Here is a 26,402-nt window from a genome sequence, read left to right as displayed (position 1 = left end):
GTTTTCTTTCATTTGAAACATTGACGCACTACCACAAGGAATTTTTTAAGGAGCTTAACTAGCTCAAAAATTTGCATCTCCCACATCCCTTCTGAGCTAGCGAGCAAAGAAAAGCGTAATGCTTGATATTTTTTATTTTCTTTCACGTTTAAATGCTCCCAATGGCTTAACACTTCTTCTTATTATCTTGATTAAAAAAACACCGTGATATCCAAACCAGCAAAATATAAACGTATGTCATCGCTACAAAGTTTGCTTATGATAAAAGCTCATGAGATTCCATTAAATAAGCGTTAATTTTGGCTACATTACGCTTAACTCTGATGTATGAAAACCTAATCAGTATTGATGACTGCTTGTATCTGCGCTCCCTGTAGGCATCACTTTCAAGCCATACAAATCAAACTGATTAACCGGCCCATTAGTACCGCCCGCTGCTATATAGGTCTGGTTGTTGGTTAAATAGCTCATATTATAAAAATCATGCAGACTCACAACATAAGTACCTTGTGCTAAAGTAACCTCAACCGGCGTAGAATAGGCTAAACCATTGGCAACTTTTGTGTGAGGTAATTGAACCACGCCCTCATGTATAACTTGCTTATTGTTATCCATTACACGCAGCCATTTAACGCCGTTGGTAATACCAGTATTAATATCATGCTGGTGATTAGTATATTTGAATTGCAATGCGTACTTACCACTTTGCTCAACCTCAATATCTTTAATTATTAAACTGTCTTCCGGCGCTCCCCAATTTTTTAAACTGGCTCCCAGATCAGTTTTAACAATCGGTTTATTACTACTAACTTGTTGGTTTTCGACAGTAATTACATAACCTTGCTGCGTACAAACAACAGGGCTATGATGCGACGCATGGCCCGAGCGGTTATAAATAGCAGCGACCGAATAACAGGCTTGATATTCAGGCGCAGTTGCGTCAAACCAACTTTTTTGCGGTAAAGCATCAATTAATTGCTCACCATTTCTAAAAATTTGATAACTAACATCAGCACCGTTTTTATCATCAATAATGGTTATCTTAACACCTGCGTCTGTACTGATTAAACTCAGAGTAGGTTCATACGGCGCAAAGACATTGGGATCATTGACACCTGGCATCGAATCCACTAGGTTAATCTCACGTACTTGGTGCGCTGGTGCCATCAACTTAATGAGTATTTTATTTTGCTTGGTCAATTGGCCTTCTTCAATTACAGAATTATCTAACTGTTGTCCGTTCAATTTAATTTCAGCCAGCTGATAAACACCTTGTTTATTATCTTTTGTCAGCGGACCTTCAATATTTACCGTAATCTTTTTACCGCGCCATGTCAGGTTAGATAGCTCAATGTTTTTAGTATCAGTGAAAAACTGGTTTGCCAGTTCGGTTGTAATATAGGGTTTTACCCCAAGCTTACCTTTATTCACTTGAACACCAAAAATACCTTCAACCACCATATTTAAATAAGCCGCTACCGACCATAATTGACGCTTAGAGTTAATGACAGGTCCAGACAGCTCTGGGTTCGCTTTTTCTAACCAAACCGACTGAGCTGACAACCATTCTAAATTTTCCATATTAGATAAGTTAAGGGCAGCACTGCGAATTAAGGTTTGATAAGCGGCATCGGCAACCCGATAGTTGTCACCTACAATCGCAGCTTTTAAGCCGTAGGCGGTTACAAATGGCCAGATCGCCCGATTATGATAAACCGGGATCCCAGACTGTTGCGGAAATATTACAGGCGCCCCCATTGGACCATGCGGATAATTGGCTAAAATTTGCTGTGCTTTTTGCTTGTCCGCAATGCCAGTGATAATGGCTAAAGATTGTCCTAACCAGTCAAATTTCGCCATCGCAACTGTGTCAAAATGACCTGCGGTTAAACTGGAATATAAGCCTTTTTCGGCCAACCAAAAACGTTCATTAATCGCCTGTTTAAGCGCTTTTGCCCAATTTTTATATTTATTTGTTAATTCATTCTGTTTAAGCTCATCCGCCAAATCAGCCGCTAAGCGTATCGCCTGATAATGTGCAACATTGGTTGAAAGCGATTGACTACTAGCCATGGAAGTTAAGTCATCTGCAATCCAAGCAGCATAACTTTGCTCACGCCAATCTAGAAATGACTGCTCGCCACCGTATAAGCCTGTTTGGGCATTGTAGGTTGCTAATCTGTCATTCTCTATTGTGTTAGCTAATGCTTCAAATGCTTGCCCAGAGAACTCACGGCGAGAATCGCTAGAAAGCATATTGATTGCCGCATCGGCACCAAACGCCCATGTCACTCGATCAGTACTAATTGGCCAACTTCCACCACTGCCAGTATCTTGAATCACTTGTAAACCACTCATACTACCAGCCGCATATTTAGGTTTATCAATACCCTCGCGATAGCCAGATAACTTAAACTCTAATGAGTTTTTCACTCGCTCAGGATCGAGCAATGCTAAACCTAAATGTGCAGCGTATGCTAAATCACGAGTCCATACATAATGCCATTTTTCCCCCGTTTCAAAACATGCACAATCTATGGCTTGCCCCTTGTTATAACTTGAATCTCTAATTTTTTCGACCGAGTCTAATTTAAATTCGTCAACCGCCAAGGCAAACAAGGCATCAAACGCAATACTGCCCGAGCGCACCTGAGGAAAAGCTTCATCTTCGGCATAAACTGAAAACTGAGGGACAGGGTCACGTAATTTCTGTGTGGTTTGGTGTACATAGGTACGCAAACCATTTTGTTCGTCTGTTACCGAAAAACTAGCCGTTAAAGGTTGTTTATCATAGCTTTGATAAATCAGCTTTTGAGTTTGTTCTGGATCGCCAAGCGGCGCTTGCTGAGCTAGCTTTTCTGAGACAATGCGTTTTAACATCACTACAGGTGAGCCTTTTTGCCATTTTAGAGTAAACTCATATTCACCCGGCTGCTCTACTAACATACGTACTTCTTTAGAAGTTGAATTCTGTGTCAGAGCTAGTGGCTGCTCTAACTTTTTCGACAGCTCGAACTCCACCATTTTTATTGAATCCAGTGCCCACTGTGATGCCCAATCCTGAGAAGCAATTTTAAAGCTATGCACACCTAAACCTAAATCCACTTGAGTTATGTATTGCTTGTCAGAAACTTTTTTAAGTGGTGCTGTGGTTCCCCAACTATTAAAAGATCCTCGTAAATATAACGGCTCAGATACTTTAATTTGGGTTCTATTTTGCTCTTCATGTTTCTGCTTTAGCTCAGGGCCACAGCCAACTGTTCCTAGCATCAGACCACTTATTACAACGGCCATTGGACAAAATTTTATTACTGGACTCATCTTACACCAACCCCCATCTTAAACGATTAAGTTTGTTATCATATATAGATTGTAAGTATTTTGCAATGCACTTGTTAAGTGAAATTAACTTAATCAAATTGAGTTTTTCTGGTGTATATACAGCACCAGTGGCATTAAATAAATTTACACAAGCTTTTAACAGTGTAGTTTTAGCGATGTAAAGCCCAGTGGTCCCTTAACCCTGGCGTGGTGAGCATTCAGGATGTATATAAATTGCCTTTCACCCGCATAATAGCAGGTTTTAGTTAGCTTATAGAATGACTTATTATTTGCAAATTGCTGCGCGTCATACAGATAACTAATGTGACAGCGAAAATAAGAGATGGCAGTGACTATGACTACATAGGCCAGAACCTTTATTTAAAAGTTGTCGACAATGCAACCGGCGGATGGGGTCACCTGAATATTGACCATATATTGATTCCAGTTGAATAGATTAGCCAAGTAAAGGTTTTATAGGTAACCAAAACCGCAGCCCAGTGCTGCGGTTTTTTAGTAAAAGCCGCAAAACATATATGGCATTAACAATTTAACGCGCAATCAAAGCTGGTACTCTGTTTTATGCCTGTTGAAAAAATTAGTTTATCAAATTTGAACGTCGGCTATCCGGTGCCAAGCAGCCGTTTATATGACTAAAATTTTGCACATGCGGTAGGTTGTGATGGCAATCCCCCAGCAACTTATTTTGCGAGTGCTGAAATCAATAGAGGTTCTAAAATGAGGCGATTTTGGTTGTCGCCACGTAATACAACATCTAGCCTGATATACCAAAGATTACTTGCTTAAATGTGCCAATGGCGAACTGTGGTGCTAAATCGTTTATGCCCCAAAACGGGTTTAGGCGAATGTCTCAGGGTGTGAAGCGTACAGTCAATAATTTTTATGATGTGAAGCGTTTTACCTCTATTTGGTTTTTATCGTGTTTTTTAAGCCGATTGTTTGTTACTAATGAATAATTATCGTTTTCTTATGTATGCGTAATGTGTTCTAGTTTACGTGACCGTGTTAGCATACAAAAAAGTGATTTTTGAGTATATGGATGATTACAGTAACTTTTTCTCGTTATGCGACATTGTTTTTATATGGTTTCATAACCTATTTTATATTTTCAATTTTTTCATCGGTAACGAGTATCCAAACACTTTGGCTGGGTTGGTCTAACCTTCTTCAAAAAACATTAATTAGTTCAAACTTAGCGAACTTTCATAGTTACGCTGTATTTTTGTTTTTAGGTGGTCTAACAGTAAATAAAATTGCAGAAAATTTTTCTGTTTATGATCAGGCAAGGTATTGGCAATTTAATTGGCGCTACCCATCGTTGATGCTATCTGTAATTTGCAGTATCTCAATTTGGCTAGTTCATGATCTTATGTCTAATTATAGAGTGTTAAGTTACGAACTAATGCTCACATATTTTCCTCTACTACTGGGGTTAATATGCATGCCTTTTCTTGCGTTTGTTCAAAACCTTCTCAAAAATCTACGTCAAAGCTCGGATGAACATGTCCCCCAACTCCATAGCTCGACAAAAGATATCTCTGATGAGATTGCCTCTGCTTTAAATAACAAATTAGGAAAAAGCATACGTATTGCCGTGTGTGGGCCGTTTGGTGTGGGTAAAACAACCGCTATAAACTCGGCTATCGAAACAATAAAATCTAAAAAAGAGCGCCCAAAGTTAGTTCATTGTAACGTCGAGTTATGGGGCGTTGAGACGGAGTCTATTATTCAGTATGTTCTTGATGAAGTGTTAATTGCGCTAGGTAAAGAAATAGATATGTGCAAGTTTAGGTCTTTGCCTTCGCATTATATTTCAGCCATGAATGCTGGTAACACGTCATCTAAAGTAATTGCTGCATTTATACATAAGCCAACTTCACCAGATGTGATTTTAAAAAGTATAAGTAATGTAATTAACGCTGCTAATTTGAGGCTATTAGTAACAATACAAGATCTCGATCGAAATAAAGAGGCTTCAGCGAGCCTTGTTGCGCTAGCTGACCTCCTTGATAGGCTGGAAGAATTTAAAGGAATTGATTATATTTTTGCAGGTGAAAACACCCCTCAATTTTCCGATACATTACTTCGTATTTGTCCTAGAAGGTTAGATTTCCCAATACCAAATTTCACAGATGATGTAATCAATTTGGTAGGTGAGTTAATTGATCAAGATTTAAAAAAGTATTATCAAGATGTGCTGTTAGATTATAAGCCAAAAGAGTGCCCAGCAGAATTAGTTAATAAGCTTCTGCCTTCTTATAGAGACTTTCAGACCTTAAAACACCAAATCGAATCCTCATGGGAAAATATCAAAGGTGAAGTGTTACTCTCTGACTTTATATTAATTCAGGCTTTAAAAAATAATCAGCCAAAACTTTATGACGTTTTATATCAGATGTTAAATGGCGACATACTCAAGAAAGAAAAAGAAATAAGATTTAATGCATTCATCGATAGGTATTTTCCTAATTCTAACCTACCAATGGAAACGATTGTAAAGGATACACTTGAGCACTTTAATTTTATCGAGTTATTTGGAATCCCAGATGACCAAAATGAAACACTAGGTAGAGTTATTTCTTTACAAAACATTGATAATCATCTGTTCTCTCTAAATAACGAACGAATTCAAAGTATTCTATTTTCTGGTTTTATTAATGGTAAAGAACCTAAGCAAGTTATGGTGTACGAGATTATCTCTCAAGTTGTACAAGGCAATGAGAGTGCTTTGGGAACTTTATGCAACGGGTTTGAAGATGAAGGAAATCGACAGTTTTGGATTGGCTCACTAAATTCATACGGCTGGGCTATATTACATAATCAAATCGAAGGTGTTAATACAGCTAAATCTTTAGTTCATCGTGCAATTAGTCTGGATTCAAAAGAAGGTTCTCGTTGTCTACTTGATAATTTGAAAATAAGAGAAAATTTATCTAATAACCCCAATAGTGGTTTAAGAAGTTATCTATTTTCGGAGGCTGCTGTAGAGGATCTTTTTAGCCTAAGGTCAAATTTTAAATTTGATACCTTTTTTAAAATTTTCAGTGTTTACTTTAGTTATAACAATGCTGAACCAGCACCAGTTGAAAAGTATCTAAATTTGATCGTAAAACGTTTTATAAATAGTGATAGACAAGGTCATCTCAATTTACTTATCTTTTGTACTTTTAAACCTGAAGAAACTGCTTTCTTACTTGAAAAAAATACTTTGTATTTACTTTTAAATACACTTAAGGACATTGAGTTAGGTGATGATCGTTATCGCCATGATTATGAACGCTTAATGATGATTAATCAAAATAATATTAGAGAAGATATCGATATCAGTTTCAGAACCAGTAAACAAAAAGCCATATCATTTGTTGAAAGCATAATGAGAACAAATGAGCTAAATTAATGGAATCAGCGTTGCTGTTCTTTAGCCGAGCCAACGACCGCTATTGGCAGCACAAAGCCGTCCTTCGACTCTAAATTGTTTCTGTCCAAAAACGTGTTTGAATGAACTTCCGCAATTCGCTCAAAGCAGCCAAAGAATGCAGACTGGAATTAAAAAATGTTAGGTGTGCTGCGCCATACTTACATAGAATAAAGAATTGGTTTTCGCTGAAAGCTAATTCTGAGTGGGCCACGCCCACTTTTAAAATCGTTTAATTAAACAACAGAATTGTAAAAAGATAGGTTTTAAACAAAGCGGGCTAGGCCCACTATTATTAAAAGCACGGAACACAATTTGGTCCCGTGCTGAGGTGTACTACTGCGCGAGCTGAGTTGCACTCATATGAATGTGGTCAAATGAAAGGAAACCACATCCGCCCGATTCGTTATCAAATAGCTCAACTTGTACGCTTTGGTCAATATAGTCAGACAAGTCCAATGTATGCCAGTTGGTGTCCACTACCCCACCTGCGCCTAACCAAGCTTGGTTGCAAGTTTGCGGCTGGGTAATAGCTACCTCTTCACCATTGGCATTTAACACTTTTAAGCCAACTGCTTTGCCTGCATCGCCACCGCCTAAATTAACATTTAAATAAGGACGTTCTGCGTTTACCACAAATTGTGGTGACGTGAGTGTACCAGTAGGTGCATCGCAACCACTCGCGTTGTCGTTTATTTCACAAGTTGAACCGGCTGATAAACCTATAACCTGAGCATTTTTTTCTCCATTATCACCTGAGTGATTATCCGGTAAAAAAGTCCAGCCTGATGTGCCTTCAGCCGGGATCAAATCACCTGTTGCCTGCCAGCCATTGGCTATCATTGCTGCTGGGTTGTCAAAACTGGCAATAACCTGGGCAAAACTATCGTCTGCCACAGTAACATTAGCAACGCTTTGATCAGGATTTACCTCTTTATAATCATTTGCCGGCCCTGCTGAGGCGCTCATATGTAAATGGTCAAAGGCAATAAAACCACAACCAGCGTCTTCATTATCGTAAATTTCAACTCTAACATTCTGGCCAATAAAATCGGTTAAATCGTGAGATACCCAGTTGTGATCACCTTTTACAAATGCATCACTACAAGTTCCAGGGTTGTAACTGGCAATTTCACTGCCGTCTGCCGCTAATATTTTCATGCCAACGTCATTACTGCCTTCCGCGTTGCCGCCGGATAACAACATATTTAACACAGGACGTGCTTCGTTCACTAAAAATAGCGGCGATGTTAGTGCGCCTGTTGGCGCATCACAGCCAGCTTCATTTTCATTGATTTCACAGGTCGAAGCGGCGTGTAACCCAACAACACCGGCGATAACCTCTTCTCCTTGCATAAATTTATCCGGTAAAAAAGACCAACTGGTTGCACTGGCAGGTGATGCAAAGGCGCCCGTAGCACTCCAGCCGTTTTCTAACATAGCCTGTGCATCATCAAAACTACCGATAACTTGGCTAAATGAGTCGTTCGATACGCTAACATTCAATAAAGACTGATCAACATCTGTTTCTGAATAATCGGTTACCAATGAAGCAAATGCACTCATATGCAAATGATCAAATGCAAGAAAACCACAGCCTTCGGATTCATTGTCATACATTTCAACTTGAACATACTCACCCGCATTCGCGGATAAATCTATCGTTTGCCAGTCATCGTTTCCTTTGTTCCAAGCACCGCCACAGTTACCCGGATTAAGCCGGGTGATTTCGTTACCGCTTTCGTTCAAAACCCGAATACCTACATCATTTGAGGCTTCAGCATTACCGCCTGATAATAGTAGGCGTAAGTAAGGTCTGGCTGAGTCTACTTTAAAAAAGGGTGACAATAATGTGCCTGTAGGGGCATCACAGCCCTCTGCGTTCTCATTAATTTCACAGGTAGACACGCCATGTAAACCAACAAATGCAGTTGGCTCTGATTCATTATCAATTTGGTTGTCCGGTAAAAACGCCCAGCTTGCAGCGCTTGCCGGGTTATCAAAGGCACCACTAGCTTTCCAACCGGCATCTAAAGTTGCAGTCGCATTGTCGAAACTGCCAATCACTTGAGTAAACGCATCAGGCGCCACATTAACATTACTCACTGTCTGATCAAGGTTTGTCTCCTGATAAGATGCTTTTGGCGGCTCTGGTGGCGGCTCAATTTCTGTCGAAAAATCAGATGAAATCGCAATACTGTATTCACCTTTAGGCGACTCCGGTTCTGTTTTACAGCCAGAAATCGTAAAAGATAAAGCCGATAAACAAGCTAAATAAATCATATTTTTATTCATATCTAATCCCCTTCCCACATAAACAACGTTGTTTATGTCGAGTAAATTTTTTTTGTCGAAAAAACAGAGTTTAAGTGTGCCGACCTAAACTCATTCAACCGGATGGAAGCAAAACCAAAACTTCGCTTTGGTTTTGCTGTTTACATGTGTCAGGTTTTAATAACCTGCGTTTTGAATATATACCGCACCTTGCTGACTTAAATTAATCTGCTCTTGCGGAATCGGCATAAATTCGTGTTTGCCTTTAACAAAAAACGCATCATCACTTTCTTTTTCCGGGTCACCGGCTAAATAAGGTTTACGTGTTTTTTCAACGGCTAGATACCCATTGAGAGTTTCAGCTGCAACACCCCAGCGAACTAAATCAAAAAAGCGGAAACCTTCCATTGCAAATTCAAGTCGGCGTTCCCAGCGAAGTGCTTCAAATGCTTCGTCTTTATTAGCAAAAGCGTCATATAAACCGACTCGGTATTCAGCACTAGCGCCAATATCTGTTTTGCTGCCGTTTGCATTTTGAAATTTAGCAATACTGTCTTGAGCTCGTTTTCTGATTTTATTGATAATAGGCAAAGCTTCATCCCAGCGATCAAGTTGAATCAAGGCTTCGGCTTTCCATAATAAAACGTCTGAGTAGCGAATTAAGTCTGTATTTAAAGACGAAATCGTAAACGGGCCGTTTTTGCTTAAACAGTTACAGTCTGGAGTCTCTAATTCTTTCATTGAAACATAGGTGCCATAGTTATTGGCATCCCTTGCCCAATCTAAATCAACGACTAAGTTAGGATCGTATTTAAACGGTTTCTCAGGCATACCAACAGTGCTGTCTAAACGCGGATCTACTATATCGCTATTTTTTTGATAAAGCTCATCATTAAAAGTATCAAATTGCGGCAAGCCGTTTAAATCAACTTTAAATGCGTTAACTAAATTATCAGTTGGAATATGAAACCCACAACAGCCATAATACACATCCATATTGATTTGCGGGCCATTTAACGCAAACGCAAAGTTACCTTTACCATCCGGCGTACCGTCATCTGTTGAACGCTGAATCGCAAAAACAGATTCTTTACTGTTTTCAAACTCATGTAAAAAGTTTTTCGCATAATCGTCATTGAGCTCATACTGACCGGATGCTTCAATTGAATCAACTAACTCAACAACTTGACTCAATAACTCTTTATTAATATTGACGACTTCGTTCTGATCGTTTTGCTCATAAGCCTGAAATAAACGCACTTTGGCTAAAAACGCCTGCGCAGAATATTTATTAGCTCGACCCACATCGTCTTGTTGTTCAGGTAAATTAGCCGCTGCAAACTCAAAGTCCCCTGCTATTTTTTCCCACAACTCTTGATCGGTTAAATCAGCATTACTGATTTGCATAATTTCATCCACACTGACAGTCTCATCAATATATGGAATATGCTTGTAATGGATTTTTAGCCAAAAATAGAATATCCCGCGGACAAATCTGAGCTCAGATTGTACCTGTGCTTTGTTACTTAACTCAGCTTCAGAAACCGCATTCAATGCCGCGTTGGTTCGTGAGATTGCAGCGTAAAAACGTTCCCACATATTGCCGTTAATATCGGCAAAATCAGGCGGATAAGACGCCATATCCGGGATCAGCGGGGTAAACATGGATAGTGCGTGATAATAAAAGATATCGCCTGGGCCATTGCCGCCTTTGTGCGCATCACCGGAACGTAAGTTACCGGTCGCCCAGAAAGAATGCGGAATGGTGTAATGGTCATTACCTAAAAATGCATAAGAAGCGATAACCAATTGGTCGATTTGCTCAGGTGCTGTGACCTGTTCTTCGGTTAGCGCCCCTTTGGGATTTTTATCTAAATCACCACACCCTGAAAGGCCAACTGCCAGTGCTGATGCTGTTAATAAGCTTGTTAATTTTTTCATTTCTCTACTCTCAATAATTCTGGTTAAATTCAGTCAATACGTTTTCGCTGTGTCACTCAAGTTAGAAACCTAAATCGAAGCCCAGAGTGAAACGTCTTGGAATTGGGAAAGCATTATTCGGCGCTTCCGGATCCTGACTTAACGTACCGTCTGGCGTAATTGTAATCAGGTTCTGGGCCTGTACATAAAAACGCAAACTCTCAATGCCCCAGTCGCCTAATACCTTTGAATTTGGGCTATAGCCCAAAGACACATTTCTTAGTTTTAAATAAGATGCATCTTCAAAATAAAAGCTAGAAAGTTGACCTTCGCCATTATTATCAAGTCGACTTAAAGCAGGCACGTCTGAATCGGTATTGTCAGGTGTCCATGCATGCAAAGTGCGGCTGCCATAGTTAGAGCCCACATTAAGTGAAGTAAAATCAGTGAAACGACGGAAATAATTATCGTTCTGACCACCTTCAACACCCTGCCAGAACATATTGAAATCCCAGTTTTCGTATGCGATATTAATATTTAAACCATATTCAAAGTCCGGATCGCGTTCAGTGAAAAACACTTTATCCGCATCTGAAATCGAGCCGTCGCCGTTAGTATCTGCAAAGCGAATGCGGCCCGGGGCAGCGCCCGTTTGCTCGGCATGTGCATCAACTTCTTCTTGACTCTGGAATAAACCATCCGCCACCAAACCATAAATTGAATTCACCGAACGACCTAAAATGGTCTTGTCTGCACCATTACCGCCAAATGAATTTTTCACATTGTCTGGTAAGGCAACCACTTCATTTTTAGAGCTTGAAATATTGGCGGTAATGTCAAATTGAAATTCGCCAATGCCGTCTATTTCGATGTAGTCGTCATAAGTAACACTGAATTCAAGCCCGGAGTTTTCAATATCACCACCGTTAACCCACTGAGCAGCGCCTTCACCAAGGGTTGCCAGTGGTGTGGTGACTGTCAAAATGTCTGAGGTTTTCTTTTTATACCAGTCAAAGGTGCCATAAATCGTGCCGTAATACAGGCTATAATCCACACCAAAGTTAACGGAAGTTGAGGTTTCCCATTTTAAATCCGGGTTACCGGTCAGGTTTTTTCTAAAACCCGAAGGCAAAGTCCCTGTGTCATTACCACCGATATCATAGGCTGTCCCGTTATCCTGCTCGTTGGTAAACAATGATTGAGTCGCATATAAAGGTTCAAAAATATCTTGTTTAGCGCGAGAGTCAATTTCTTGATTACCGGTTTTACCCCAGCTCGCCCTTAATTTTAACGTTGATACTAAAGGGACATCGAAGAAATCTTCATTGCTGACATTCCAGCCGGCTGAAACAGCTGGGAAATTACCATATTGATTATTTGCACCAAAACGAGATGAGCCATCACGACGAATCGTACCCGAGACTAAGTATTTGTCATCAAAGTTGTAATCGACTTTGGCAAAATAAGAATTCAAAGACCATTCATCTCCTAAACCACCTTTTAATACTTCACCTGTGGTTGTTCCCTGAAATGCAAAATCATAGTCTTCAACAGCGATACCTGTACTTAGGACATTAAAATCTTCAGCTTCATAATCAATGGTTTCAGTACCCACCAACACGACTAAATTATGTTTATCGTTAAAAGTGTCTGAGTATTCGGCTGTATTAGAGAAAGTTAAATTTTGAGTCCAAGCGTTGGCATTAAACAGTTCAGCTTCACGTTGCTGAGTACCCGCATCAACGGTGCGAACCAAACGGCGGTAATAAAAATTACCATAGTCCAGCGCGACATTCGATCTGAGTTTGATGGTTTCAATGGGTTTGTATTCAACAAAAATATTCCCCATAAGACGCGTAAACATATCTTCGCTATCTTTATTTTGTTCAATCAGCATAAATGGGTTATCACGGTCCGTAATACCAGCTGCCGGGCCAGCAAATTTAGAACCATCATCCGTATATACAGGCACAATAGATTGTTGCTCTAGTGCTAACCCCAAAATATTACCCGCTTCGCCATTAACTTGATTTGACGATTGGCGCGAAATGGTCAAGTTTTCACCAATTGTTAATTTATCTTCAATGACTTCAAATGAAGAATTAGCGCGAAAAGATATACGCTCAAAATGTGATTCTTTGACAATCCCTTCGGCTTCAAAAAAACCAAGTGACATAAAACCAGTTGCTCTGTCTGAGCCACCGCTAACTGAGAAATTAAGATCACGGGTTTTAGCTTGCTGGGTTACTTCGTCAAACCAGTTTGTACCTGGGATAGCCGGCGATGTTGTCCCATTTGCATCTAATTTGTTTGGGAATACAATTTTATTAAGTACCGGGTTGTCATAGTCACCGTTCCAGTCATAAGAATAAAGCGGGCTGGCATTATTAGGATTTGTACCGTCATTAATCGCAGCTTGCCACACAACCTGAGCCCGCTCCTGAGTATTCAGCGGACGTAAATCATAGTCAAAGTCTTCAATTGTTTCATTGTATGAAACATTAAACTGAACACTGCCCTTTTTACCTTTTTTAGTGGTGATAACAATCACGCCATTGGCAGCACGTGCACCATAAATACTGGCTGCAGCCGCATCTTTTAATACCTGAATGGATTCAAAATCCCGCGAGTTAAGCTGATGCAAACTCAATTTAGTTGGCACGCCATCTACAATATATAAAGGGTCGTTATTACCCAATCCACCTAAGCCCTGTCCACGAATACGCACAGTCGCTCCCTGCCCTGGGTTGCCATCAGTGGTAATCGATAAACCTGGAATGCGACCTTGCAAATTACGCATAATATTACCGGCTGGTTGATCTTCAAGATCTTCCAGCTCAACCACAGTTACTGCACCAGTTAAGTCTTCTTTTCTTTGTGTGCTATAACCAGTCACAATGATGGTTTCTTCAACTTCTGGCTTGTCTGTATTTTCGGCTTCGGATTCAGCAGCCTGAACCATAGTCGGTAGCAGCAAAAATAATGAGCTGCAGACGATCGGCAATCTGGCTGATGTACTAAATGGATTTAACTTGAATTGCTTCATTCGTGTGTCCCCATAACTTTTATCACACCTAAAATTACAACGTTGTTTTAAGTGTGTGTTTTTTAATGATGATTCAGATTAAATTCCTTTTATCTGAATCATTGATATATTCAAAATAGTCGACTGTTCCTAACCCGACTAAATATACTTGCCAGTTACTGCTGCCATATAGATGCTAATTTATGTAAGCTCCATTGGCTGAGCTCGATATCGCTCTCAGCGATTAAATCTATCTTGGATAAATCTTGATTTGGAAAAACCAGGGCTGTCATCACCACTTCACCTTGATTGACAAACAACTCGGTTGATGACGCGTCTTGAAATACTTGGATTCGATACGACTCGGCATCGCCGTTCAAAGGCGCTACTTGCTCAGTGGCGAACGTATCATGGAATCGGCTTTTGCCTGCGTGAGTTCTATCTAATACCAGCTGATTATCTGCTCGGTTGAATATAAGGCTCACTTTTTCATTGATATCATTGCTAATTTCAATCGTAAACGATTTAGCCTGATTTGCGGTGACGGTCAAATCCAATTCAAACTGTGCTGCACGAATCCCAGCCAACTGATTTAAATTAATACGTTCTGTTACTGTATCCTGATGGCGCTGATTTGATTCAACGCGTAAGCTTTGTAACTCATTCACTGGGTTTGAAAAAACTCGAAGACCCATATCAGTTTTATTCAAAGTTAATGTTCTTGGAATGGTCATTGCGCTGCGCCATTCATCAGTAGGCACATCATTAGCGTATAGCCAGTTACTCATCCAACCGATAAATAAATGGCGACCATCCGACTCAGGTACGTTCGACCAAGTTACACCAGCATAATTATCTGTACCATAATCTAACCAAATCGCGGGTTCACGCACAGGTAATGCCGGTTTGTTAGAAAATACAATTTGATCAACATTGATATGTCCCCAACCGCTAGTTACGTGATCTACAATCTTTAATTGCGCGGTTTGACCAATGAACTCGGAAACGTCCCAGCTTGCCACATCCAGTTTTTCAGAGTTATGACCGGTTTCGCTACGCACAACTTTGTTATTAATCATTAACTGGATACCCGTTTTGCCGGGATGCTGGCCACCACCAATATAAAAATTGATGAAGTCGCGATCAATTGTGAACGATTGCGATGTTATTTCACCAGTAGTTGCATCGCCTTTATTAAAAGAGTTAACTAATCGTTTACCAACAAAGTTTGATACTCCACTCTGACCTTGAATGTTGCCTGTAACAGGGCCAAGTGCAAAAGCATCGCCCTCTACTGTCCATCCAGAAAAATCACTTTCAAAATCTGCAAACACATGCCCTTGTGGAAATTCAGCCGGAATTTTAGACACTTGTTGTTCCATTTTTTCGTCTAAAATAAATTCACTTCCATTAAAGTCACCTACAAAATACTGAGTCGCACTACCACCATTAGGCCCACCCGGATTAATACTAACTAATAAGACATACTTTTCTTCATTAGAGCCTTCTACCTGCATTTTAATTAAATCAGGGCATTCCCACACACCGGCATGTGTGCCTGCATCAATGCCAAAGTTACTTTCAAATTTCCAATCAATTAAATTTTTAGAAGAATAAAAACCAATATGATCATCAATTGCTAATGCCATTACCCATTTTTGCTCAGGCTCATACCAACTTACCTTAGGATCACGGAAATCAGGGATATCTGGGCCGATCAAAACTGGGTTATTTTCATAAGGTGTCCAAGTTCGTCCTTTATCCAAGCTATAAGCTATACCTTGGGTTTGAAAGTTTTTAGAACCTGCTCTAGCTTTTTTGTCATTATGATAAGTATAAATTGCGATTAAAGGCGGGTTATTTTTAGTCCCTAAGCCAGATGTGTTATTTTTATCAAATACCGCACTGCCCGAAAAAATCCAACCATGTTCATCCGGAAATAATGCAACTGGATAATGCTCCCAATTCACCATATCGGTTGAAATCGCGTGCCCCCAATGCATTGGTCCCCATACATTGTCATCTGGATAATATTGATAAAATAGGTGATATTCACCATCCAAATACACCATACCATTCGGGTCATTCATCCAGTTTGCCCGAGGCGTAAAATGATACTGCGGCCTGTGATGTTCTTGATAATGATGTTGCGCCATATCCACTTTCTCGCCTCCTAAACTTGTCCCTAGTGCTTGCGTATTCGAATTAAATTGACTGCAAGCTGATAAACACCCCACCGCCAGAATTGAAATCAAACCTTTCATAATTTTAAGTACCTTTGATTGTGAGATAACTCACCTTAACAACGTTGTCTAAACTATAGACTTAAACAACGTTGTTTTCAATATTTTTTACAAAAAAAAAACAAATAGTTTTATTGGTAACATTCATTTGTTTGAAGATCTTGGCAAACAAATGAGTATTGCCGAGTGAGATCTTCTGAAAATAAAATTGATTAATAAGCAAAGACAATAAAACTCTGCTAAAGAAAACTTAACACTTTATCGAAATACATAGTGTTAAGTAAGCCACTTACCTGTTTTTGTTACAGACGGCAAAGGAAGACTTAAATGGTTGTCATATTTTTATTGCGAAAAACGCGATCATTTTATCTAGTTCACACTGGTTAAAGCTTAAGTCGTTAAAATGATTCCCTGCTTGCCAACAAACACGTAATTTTCTCGGGTTCCCCAGACTGAGTATTACGTTTGTGTTCGCTAGTCTCTATTACTTTTTGCACCGCCCGGCGACCCATTTCATAATAAGGTAAGCTCATGGTCGACAGACCCGGAACTAAAATATCTGGAATAGCATCCCAGTTATCAAAACTTGCTACGCCTATATCTTCAGCCACTTTAATTTTAAGTGACTCCAATACAAAATAAACGCGCACTGCGACTAAATCTTTACCGCATAAAATCGCATCCGGTTTAAAGTTATCAAGCACATCCAGCGTCATATCTCGCGTAACGTCAATAACTTTGTCGCCTTTAACCTGCTCTATGGTTTTTACAATATAATTATCTTCTGTGATCCCGTATTCGGTTAATGCTTGCTCAAAACCTGCTAATCGCAACTGAGCCGCGATAATATCCGGATTTAGATTTAAAAAGGCTATCCGCCGGTAACCTTTTGCTAATAACTGACGGGTTACATAATAAGCGGCCTGCTCGTCATCCGGTACAATCGCTGGGTATTTTTGCCCAGGATCAAAACAGTTAACCATTACGGTCGGCAGTTTTTCAAAAGATTTAGGTAAACTAACGGGTTGGTGATACATAGCGCCATAAATTACGCCTTCGGCTCTGTGTTGAGTACACTCATCAAAGAGCTGAGCCGGGTTAGCATCTTTTTGATTCAGGTTAAAAACCATTAAGGTTTTACCTTTTTCCCAGGCCATATCCTGAGCGCCTCGGATAATATCAACAGACGATGGTGTGGTTGAGATTTCATCTGAAATAAAACCAATAATATCTGAGTTTTTCTTGCGGATCATTCGTGCTGCAATATTTGGCTGATAACCCAACTCTTCAATAGCCGCTAGAATTTTATCACGGTTTTCGGGTTTGACTGTGGGATCATTATTTACTACACGCGAAACCGTTTTAAACGAAACGCCAGCTCTCTGTGCAACCTGCTTTATTGTAACCATGAATATCCTTTTAAATGTTTGTGCTCAACTCACAAAACATTCAACTAAATTTAGCTTTAATTTAAACGGGTTGTGGATTATCTATAATTCATCCAGAGCTGACAAGTTAAAAAAACAAAACGATTCTATAAAGAATGACTTTTAAGCTTTTCGGTTTAGTCTAACCAAGCTAAATTTAGCTTGGTTAGACTTTATTATGATGCGTTAGCGCCAAATAGAGGACAACTCAGTCAACTTCCACTGTGTTATCAAACTCTCTTTATCAGATTCTAGTTTAATCAAGCTTAAAGGTTTATTCGGAAAAACCAACGAAGTCAGGGTGACTTCGCCCTGATTAATAAATATCTCGGTAGATGCCACATCCTGTATCAGTTTAATCTGGTACTGATTTTCAATAGCAAGCGGCGCTGACTGTACCATAGCAAAATCTTCATCAAACCTATGCTGGCCGGCAAAACGTCGGTCAAGCGATACTGTCTGTTTATCAGTATCCAATAACAGTATCACTTTTTCATTAAGTTGATTGCCAATCTCTAGTCTGAATTGAGTGGCTGAGCGCATCTCTATGGTCAAATCTAGTTCAAATAACTCAGCTTGCATATTAGCCAGTTGATTGAGTGAAACCGCGTTATTTAATTTTAAATTTTTCCCCTCAGCAGACTGTTTGGCAACCTGTTTTAGTTCATTTAGGGGTAAAGATTTAACCCTGTATCCGGAGGGTGTTTTAGCCAGTTTGAGTTCTCTTGGCAAAGTCATAGCACCGCGCCACTGATCAGTCGGCACTTCATTAGCATAAGCCCAGTTATTCATCCATCCAATAAATAAATGGCGGTCGTCTTCAATACCCGACCAGGTAACACCGGCATAATTATCCGCTCCATAATCCAGCCAAACGGCAGGCTCGGTTGCTGGTTTAGCCTGAGTATCGGAAAACACAATTTGATCAACCGAGATATGCCCCCAAGGGCCGGTTGCATTATCAACAATTTCTAAATGTGCAGTCTGACCTTGCCACTGGCTAACATTCCAGCTTTTTATCACCATAGCGCCTGAATTATTACCGGTTGCTGATGCAACGGTTTTTTCATCCACGATCAAATTAATCGCTGCATCGTCAGCATATTTGCCGCCAGCAATCACAAAGTTAATAAAGGCTTGCTCAATTGTAAATGGTTGACTGATGAGTTTCCCAGTTGAGTCGTCACCTGTATTAAATGAGTTGGCTAACTTAGCACCAAATTTACCTATGAACTGATTTTCATCAGCGACAACAGGCGACTGATTAAACGCATTGCCTTGTTTTTGCCACTGACTCAAGTCAGATTCAAAATTCTCAAAAATCGTATCTTGCGGAAAACGAGCCGGAATTTTTGTCACACTTTTTTCAAACTCGGTGTCCAATGTAAAAACTTTACCGTCAAAGTCGCCAACAAAATACTGAGTACCCGAACCGCCGTTAGGCCCGCCCGGATTTAAGCTAACTAGCAATACATATTTTTCTTCGTCACTGCCTTCAACCTGCATTTTAATCAGATCAGGACATTCCCAATAACCACCATGTGCGCCAAATTCAGCACCAAAATCGCTTAAATGCTGCCAATTTTTTAAGTTTTCTGAACCATAAAAGCCAATTCGGTTTTGTACAGCTAACGCCATCACCCACTGCTCTGATTCCTCGTGCCAGAATACTTTGGGATCGCGAAAGTCTGCTATGTTACCGCCTTCTAATACAGGATTGCCGTGATATTTTTGCCAACTACGGCCATTATCCAAACTGTAAGCCAACGCTTGAGTTTGAACATTATCGCCCCGAACAGCTTCAGCTTTTTTGTCATGGTAGGTAAAAATTGCAACCAGAGGCGGATTATTTGTGGTGCCTAAGCCTGAAGTATTATCCTTATCTAGCACGGCGCTGCCAGAATAAATCCAACCTTTTTCATCGGGATGAAGCGCAATTGGCAGTTCCTGCCAATGCGTTAAATCTTTAGAAACTGCATGGCCCCAATGCATGGTGTTCCATTGCGTGCCATCCGGATAATGCTGGAAAAACAAATGGTATTCACCATTGTGATAAACCATGCCATTTGGATCATTCATCCAACCTTGCTTTGGCGAAAAATGCAACTGTGGCCTGTGATGCTGCTGGTAATCAACCCATTTTTCATGTTCATTTTCAGAATTTGAATTTTGTGCAAATACTGGCAATCCAACCAGCCCACATAAAATAACTATCTGGCTTAAGTGTTTCAATTTCATTTTAACCTGCTATTCAACTTGCTTGCACTCAGGCGGTTTATTGATACGTGATATCAAAAACAATTTTATTCACGCGAGTTCAAAGGTAAAGTAAATGGCGTTACCAGAGTCGGCACTCTCCGATAACGCCTTATCTGAACTTCTGAAATAGAAGGGGATCAGATAAACTGTTACGCGTTATTCATTATTTTGAATAACGCGATAATTCATTTATGTTAATCGCGTCTGACTGACTATAAAAACCAATTTCATAGTCTGCAATTTCGTATAATCTAAAACTCAACGCGCGGGTATTATTGATATACAGAGCTCCAACTCCAGCTTTAGGGTCGGCTATCAGTTCAAAATCAATCCCGGTAGATGCATCCAGTGGGATAGTGACAACCGGATTAAACTGATTATCTTCATCGCCTGCAAAATAAAAAGTTGCCTGATTGTTAGCCGCATCCACTTCTAAATGTGCGCGTTTGTCTGCGTCGTCTTCAAGTGGTTTTCTAAACAACAAGCCAAATTCAGCATTCGCGCTCGCACTGTCGACACTGAAAGCCCAACGATTTTTAACGGAAGAAGCCGCTAAAGTGACCGCGCTTTGAGCCGGCAGGCTAAAGCCATTTGCCGTTGCTGTGGCACCACCCTCAGTGAAAACAGACTCAACTGGCATAGACTGCATTAAACCTGTGCGGATTTTTTCCGGCAGTTCAACGGCCAGCTCACCATTGTTAAGTTTAACCTGGTGGATCATTAAATCACCGCCCCAATCCGGATTATTGCCGTCTTTTCGACCAAAGTTATGTGCAACCCAGCCAAATAATAAACGTTCATCTGCAGCACCAGCCGTTCGTGCTGCATAATAGGCACGGCCATCTAATGCATCATTATTCGCTGTCACCCAGTTATCACCGTCTTTGGTTAAATATTTAACCTGACGAGAATTGTCTCGCTGGTCTGAATACACAATAAAAGGTTTGCCATCTAGTTCAAAGTAATCAGCTACTTCTAAGTTCAAATTAGATACTTCAGTATAGAGCGGATCTTGCGCAGTCCAGCTTGATAAATTTTCTGATGTATATAAACCAATAGCCGCTTTGTTATCAAAACGTGTGGTAATCAGCATCCAGTATTGGCTTTCTGATTCATTCCAGAAAACGAGCGGATCTCTAAAATCATAATCGCTGTAACCATTTGAACCTGTGAATGTATCAGCTTCAACTGGGGTCCAGTTAGTTAACGTATTGTCATCTGCGGTTGCATGCATCACGGTTTCTACCGGAGATAAATTCTGGTTATGGCCTGTGTAAAATAAATGATAACTGCCATCTTGCGCTTTAATCACACTGCCTGAACCTATCCACTGATCAGCTTTAGCAGCATCACCAGAAGCTGGCAGTACAGTTTGCGGAAAGCTGGATGTGAGTAAATCAGATGTTTTTGCAACCGCCCATGAATGAAAACCATAGTTTTCAAGGTAATAAATATAGTATTCGCCATTATCGTAAAACGGATTCGGATCACCTAAATCTAATACTAGCTCTTGGCGATGACCCACATCAGAAGTGACCACAGATGAAGCTGACGGCTGGTTAGCAGCTCTGTCTGCCTGTCGGATCTCATCGACCAAAATAAAAGCGAGTGAACCATCATCTTCGGCTGCATCATGCTGATCAATAATTTCAAATACGGCTGTTTCGCCAATTAGAGAGGAGACATCCCACGATTGCCAGTCGACTTTATTTTCTTCACCATTTCCGCTTGCATGACGAACGATTTTGCCATTCACACGCAATACTACGGCCGTTGCTTTTTCGAAATGGTAAGCATTGGTGCCACCACCAATCAAAAAGTTAAGGTAGTTATTTTCAATTTGAAATTCAGGACTGATTAAACTGCCAGTTGCTGAATCACCTATCCAGCCGAGTGCTGCACCATCGGCCTCAAAGCCATCGGCTCGGCTTGAAAAAACCCTGTCACCAACATGATTGACTACATCGGCTGCCCACCAACCACCGTCTAAAAAGATCATATCGCCAGTTGCGCGGAAACTGTGTGCCTGATAGGTATTATATTTACCACAGCAGAATTCGAATCCGGCAATATTCTTATTTAAATCAGCCTGACGAACAAATGCAGACATACCGGCCGAATCAGGCGAACTAGTCAGACTTGCTGTTGTTGACACCTCAGTTGAGCTATCCGGCATGACCGCAGCTTTATCTGCAGCGCGAAACTGGTCAGCGACGATATAAGCCAGACTCGAATCTGAGTTATCATTTGCATGCATATCAATAAACTCAACAAACGCGGTTTTGCCCTGATATTCTTTTACATCCCAGGTTTGCCAGTTCATATTATTATGTTCATTTGTGCCACTGGCCTGACGAACCACCTGCTCATCCACAACCAGAGTGAGTGCAGTTGAATTAGCACTGCCATAGCCATTGCTGCCACCGCCAACTAAAAAGTTGATATAGTCGTTTTCAACCGTAAATTCAGGCGAACGAATTGACCCGGTAGCACCCGGCCCCACCTGCGCTGCAGAGGTATCAGCATCATTATCAAAACCGTCACCATAACTTGAGAATACGCGCTCATCAATATGACCGCCCACATCAGCGCCCCAGAATCCGCCGTCTAATTTTACAAAATCACCGGTTGCATGAGTAAATCCATGTTCCTGATAGCTATCAAACCCACCACAGCAAAATTCAAATCCAGCGATATTCTGATTAGGGTCTTCACTGCGAATAAATAAACTGGCTCCTTCATTGGCCGGATCTGTAGTTAATTCAACTTGTGTATCATCGCCCCCGTCATCCGGCTCATCGCCACCATCATCTGGGTTTAAGACATCATCAACTGTCTGTCCTTCTTCCAGAACAATAACCTCAACATCTTTATTGTGATTATTTTGACCTTTAGGATCAGCAGAGCCTGTACCACATGCAGTTAACACACTGACACTAGTTAACAGTGCGCAGTGGATCATGATTTTGTTTAATTTAAAGCGATTCAGCATTTTATTAGCCTCGTGTGTCTGTTTTTATTTTTTACAACGTTGTCTTTAGGGTTTAAAAAAAACCTAAATAAACGATGAAAACTCAACTTATAATTTACAACGTTGTCTATTTATAGCATTAATATAGGTTAACGATCAAATAATATTTACAAAATATATAAAAAGTTTAACAAAACTCCTGAAAAATTATTCCGATTGAAGCCGTAAAACCCTGTTATTAATGCTTAATTCCTATTTTAATCCCAGAAACAAAATATTTTTGCAAAATACAGAACACAACTAAAATCGGTACAGTAATTAACGTGGCATAAGCCATAATACTGCCCCAACTAGTGCTATGACCAAAAAATTGCTGCATGCCCGGCATGAGCGGTCGTACAGCTTCAGATTGAGCGACCAGTATCGGTAACAAATAAGCATTCCAGCTACGTAAGAAAGTTAAGATGGCAACGGTTGCTAGCATAGGTTTAGCCATAGGGACCACAATAAAGAAATAGATTTTCCAAATTGAAGCGCCCTCCAGTAACGCCGCTTCTTCATAATCTTTGGGTAAACTTTTTAAATATGCGTAAATGAGATAGATAAAAAACGGATTGGCCAACTCAGGAATAATTTGTACATGTAAGCTATTAAACCAAGACATGGTTAAATTAAGCTGACCACTTTCAAACGTAAGCCAAGGTAAATTGGTCACGATAAATACTAAGGGTAATATAATCGCTTCGAATGGGATAACGAGCAACGCCAACAAGAAGGTGAAAATAACTTGCTTATGGCGCCAAGGAAACCTTAACAACGCATAAGCAGCCATACTGTTAATCAACACAGAAAAGATAACTGAGCAAAAGGTGACAACTAGCGAATTAGTTAAATAATTGACAAAGGGAGTGGCACCAAGCACATCTTGATAGTTTTTAAAACCCACACCGTTAAACGGATTGAATGTATGCAAGATACTTTGTTGAGAAAAAATTTGACTATCGCTTTTAAATGACGCAAATACCATAAATAGCAGTGGACAGATAAATATAAGGCCCAGGCTACTCATCAGGCTCCATTTAAGCCAAAGCTTAACATTAAGTTTGTTCATTACTAATAAGCCTTTTTTGCAAAACCGTAAAAAACACGATCAAAACAAAATAAAAAATACAAATGGCAGCTCCGTAAGCAATTTGCTGTTGGCGAAATCCTTTTTCAATTGCGTAAAATAAAACGGTAGATGTTGAATCATTTGGTCCACCCTGAGTCATTACGTCGACTTGAACAAACAAAGAAAATGCAAAAATTGAGGTGGATATAATCACAACGATCAACGTATTTTTAAGACTTGGGAGTGTGATGTATCTGAATTGCGACCATTTATTGGCACCATCCAAAACTGATGCTTCATATAAACTGTGAGGGATACTTTTTAAACCAGAAAGCAAGATCAGCATCTGAATACCAACCCCTTGCCACGCAGATAGTAAAACAATTGAAAATAACGCCCATTGTGGATCTCTTAACCAGTTGATAGCCTGATAATCATCAAAAAATTTAGCAATGACTTGATTAAATAATCCTCCATCCTGTTGATATAACATACTCCAGACAACACAAACAACAACCATAGAAGTCACAACTGGTGCAAAAAATAGCATCCTAAAAGCAACCTTTAGTTTACCCTTTCCTTGTAGCACTAGTGCAAGCATCAGCGCAAGTAATACCTGGATTGGTACAACCATGAAAACAAATTTAAATGTGTTAAACAAAGATTTTATAAACAGTGGGTCTTTCGCTAATATATATTTTTGTTGTTCAAATATTTGATATTGATAAAGTATAGAATAACCTTCAAATTCAGCGTTATCTCGTAATAAATCTCTTAATTTCAAATAAATTTTACCATCATAAGTTAACTCAAAATCGGACGAACTTTGCCTATTTAAAGGGAAAGACAAGGTTTTAACACTCAATAATCTTGCGTAATTATCAAAACCAATAAACTCAACCTGATTTGGTGACAAAAGTCGCTTATCCGTAAATGAAGTCGTTACAGCCACCAAAAAGGGTAATATCAAAAATACAAATAATAACACTAACGCTGGCAAAGCTAGCAGCTGAGCTTTTAATTTCTCTTTTGCAATACCTGTATATGCAAACTCATGCTTTATCTGCTGTTCATATTTAGTCATGTTTGCCTATTACCTATACCCTCGGTTATCACTTATGTTTTGCTCAATTTCATCAACCGCGCGATCCAATGCTTGTTCAACATTCTCTCCATCAACTATTCTCCTAAGTGCTTGCGAGAAAATACTAGAAATAGCCGGATATGCAGGCGTTGCAGGTCTCATCACGACATGATTAGCTGACATCTTATAAAGTGGAAAGAGTTCGCCTCCTGGACGATATAAAATTGTATTTTCAGCCGCCGTTTTCGAAGTCGGAATGAAGCCCGTTTTTTCACTAAAATATTGGATTTCATGATCTGACATAATAAATTCGATAAAATTCGCTGCCGACTTTGGCTGAAGACACTGGTGACTTATCGAATAATGCCAACTCCCCCCACCAATATAGGCCCCCCGACCAAAATCAATGGTCGGTAAAATAAGTAAATCGTCACCTATGGCTTTTTTATAGCGGTCAAACACCCAACTGCCGTTGTAATCAAGAGCCAGTAACCCCCGCTCAAATAGTGCATGCTCACCGACCCGAACGAATGCTAAATTTTTTTCTATTAAACCTTGAAGCCAATTCCCCCACTGAATTGCAGACGGACTATTTAATACTCCTTCAGCTTTAAGATAGTCAGTACGTTCAATTAAATCAGCTCCACTACTATATAGCATAGGCAGAAACGCATAGGCAGGCCATTCACCTACACCTAACAAATTTAAATCTAAAATATACTTGTAAGTATTCAGGCTTCGTAACTTTGCTAAAACCTGATTAAACTCTTTGACTGACCACGGTTGTTCAACACTAGGTATTCTGACATCTAATTGTTTAAAAAGAGATTTACGACTAAATATCGCCAACGAAATGTCAAATGGCCCAAGCGAATAAACAGCCTGTTTGTATGAGCCAACCCCACTAGGATTGATCCTATCTATTGTTTCTTTTTTTATTAGAGAATTTTGGCTTTGAGATTCACCTTCAGTTTGTCTATAGAGTGGCCGAATCAGCCCAGCCCAAGCATAATTTGCCACATCAGGTTGATCGACAGCAAGAATACAAGGTAAGTCTTTAGCTAACGCGCCTCCAATAACAGAATCGCGGTAGCTTCCATGAGGAATGTACTCAATACTAATTTTTGAGTTGGGATTACGCTGGTTATATCGTTTTACTTGTTGTTCAAATACTTTCATTTCATCTGGAGCAGTCAAAGTGCGCCAGATCTCTATTGGCTTTGCAACCGCTTTAAAAGAAGCAAAAGTCATAACCAGTATACTGAGTAGTACCTTATTCATTTACAATAAAAACACAAATCATTAAAATACCCAACATACTCGCATGACAG

Annotated in this window: 13 protein-coding genes; 2 read left to right on the top strand and 11 right to left on the bottom strand. The window is 39.9% G+C overall.

Annotation, left to right across the window (positions count from 1 at the left end):
* Positions 1-339: 339 nt before the first annotated feature.
* The gene (locus tag OLW01_RS14800) at positions 340-3,321 is read right to left on the bottom strand and encodes an alpha-L-rhamnosidase-related protein (protein ID WP_268076705.1); all 2,982 of its coding nucleotides are present in this window, start codon (positions 3,319-3,321) and stop codon (positions 340-342) included.
* 324 nt (positions 3,322-3,645) lie between these two features.
* Here OLW01_RS14800 and OLW01_RS14795 point away from each other — a divergent pair, with 324 nt between their 5' ends.
* Positions 3,646-3,777, top strand: a complete 132-nt coding sequence (locus tag OLW01_RS14795; protein WP_268076704.1) for a hypothetical protein — start codon at positions 3,646-3,648, stop codon at positions 3,775-3,777.
* 604 nt (positions 3,778-4,381) lie between these two features.
* The gene (locus OLW01_RS14790; RefSeq protein WP_268076703.1) at positions 4,382-6,739 is read left to right on the top strand and encodes a P-loop NTPase fold protein; all 2,358 of its coding nucleotides are present in this window, start codon (positions 4,382-4,384) and stop codon (positions 6,737-6,739) included.
* A 354-nt stretch (positions 6,740-7,093) separates the two neighbouring features.
* Here the strand turns inward: OLW01_RS14790 and OLW01_RS14785 are convergent, their stop codons facing one another.
* The 10 genes from OLW01_RS14785 to OLW01_RS14740 form a co-directional block, all read right to left on the bottom strand.
* Entirely contained in the window at positions 7,094-9,052 is a 1,959-nt protein-coding gene (locus tag OLW01_RS14785) for a hypothetical protein (protein WP_268076702.1), read from the bottom strand.
* Positions 9,053-9,208: 156 nt separating this feature from the next.
* Positions 9,209-10,972, bottom strand: a complete 1,764-nt coding sequence (locus OLW01_RS14780) for a RagB/SusD family nutrient uptake outer membrane protein (protein WP_268076701.1) — start codon at positions 10,970-10,972, stop codon at positions 9,209-9,211.
* 61 nt (positions 10,973-11,033) lie between these two features.
* Complete coding sequence (locus OLW01_RS14775) at positions 11,034-13,997, bottom strand: SusC/RagA family TonB-linked outer membrane protein (protein ID WP_268076700.1); 2,964 nt, start codon at positions 13,995-13,997, stop codon at positions 11,034-11,036.
* Between the two features lie 155 nt (positions 13,998-14,152).
* Entirely contained in the window at positions 14,153-16,240 is a 2,088-nt protein-coding gene (locus OLW01_RS14770; RefSeq protein ID WP_326498607.1) for a glycoside hydrolase family 32 protein, read from the bottom strand.
* Between the two features lie 377 nt (positions 16,241-16,617).
* Positions 16,618-17,628, bottom strand: coding sequence for a LacI family DNA-binding transcriptional regulator (locus OLW01_RS14765; protein ID WP_268076699.1), 1,011 nt, complete (start codon positions 17,626-17,628; stop codon positions 16,618-16,620).
* A gap of 204 nt (positions 17,629-17,832) precedes the next feature.
* Positions 17,833-19,884, bottom strand: a complete 2,052-nt coding sequence (locus OLW01_RS14760; RefSeq protein ID WP_268076698.1) for a glycoside hydrolase family 32 protein — start codon at positions 19,882-19,884, stop codon at positions 17,833-17,835.
* Between the two features lie 184 nt (positions 19,885-20,068).
* Complete coding sequence (locus tag OLW01_RS14755) at positions 20,069-22,897, bottom strand: glycoside hydrolase family protein (protein WP_268076697.1); 2,829 nt, start codon at positions 22,895-22,897, stop codon at positions 20,069-20,071.
* Positions 22,898-23,114: 217 nt separating this feature from the next.
* Complete coding sequence (locus OLW01_RS14750; RefSeq protein ID WP_268076696.1) at positions 23,115-23,945, bottom strand: carbohydrate ABC transporter permease; 831 nt, start codon at positions 23,943-23,945, stop codon at positions 23,115-23,117.
* A 28-nt stretch (positions 23,946-23,973) separates the two neighbouring features.
* Positions 23,974-24,975 carry a carbohydrate ABC transporter permease gene (locus OLW01_RS14745; RefSeq protein ID WP_268076695.1) on the bottom strand — a complete coding sequence of 334 codons (1,002 nt, stop codon included), beginning with the start codon at positions 24,973-24,975 and terminating at the stop codon, positions 23,974-23,976.
* A 105-nt stretch (positions 24,976-25,080) separates the two neighbouring features.
* Positions 25,081-26,322 (bottom strand): extracellular solute-binding protein, encoded by a 1,242-nt coding sequence (locus tag OLW01_RS14740; RefSeq protein ID WP_268076694.1) that lies wholly within the window; start codon positions 26,320-26,322, stop codon positions 25,081-25,083.
* Between the last annotated feature and the right edge of the window lie 80 nt (positions 26,323-26,402).

Origin of the sequence: Catenovulum adriaticum, from assembly GCF_026725475.1 — a bacterium.
Classification (GTDB): domain Bacteria; phylum Pseudomonadota; class Gammaproteobacteria; order Enterobacterales; family Alteromonadaceae; genus Catenovulum; species Catenovulum adriaticum.
This window is presented reverse-complemented; position numbering and strand designations above follow the sequence as displayed.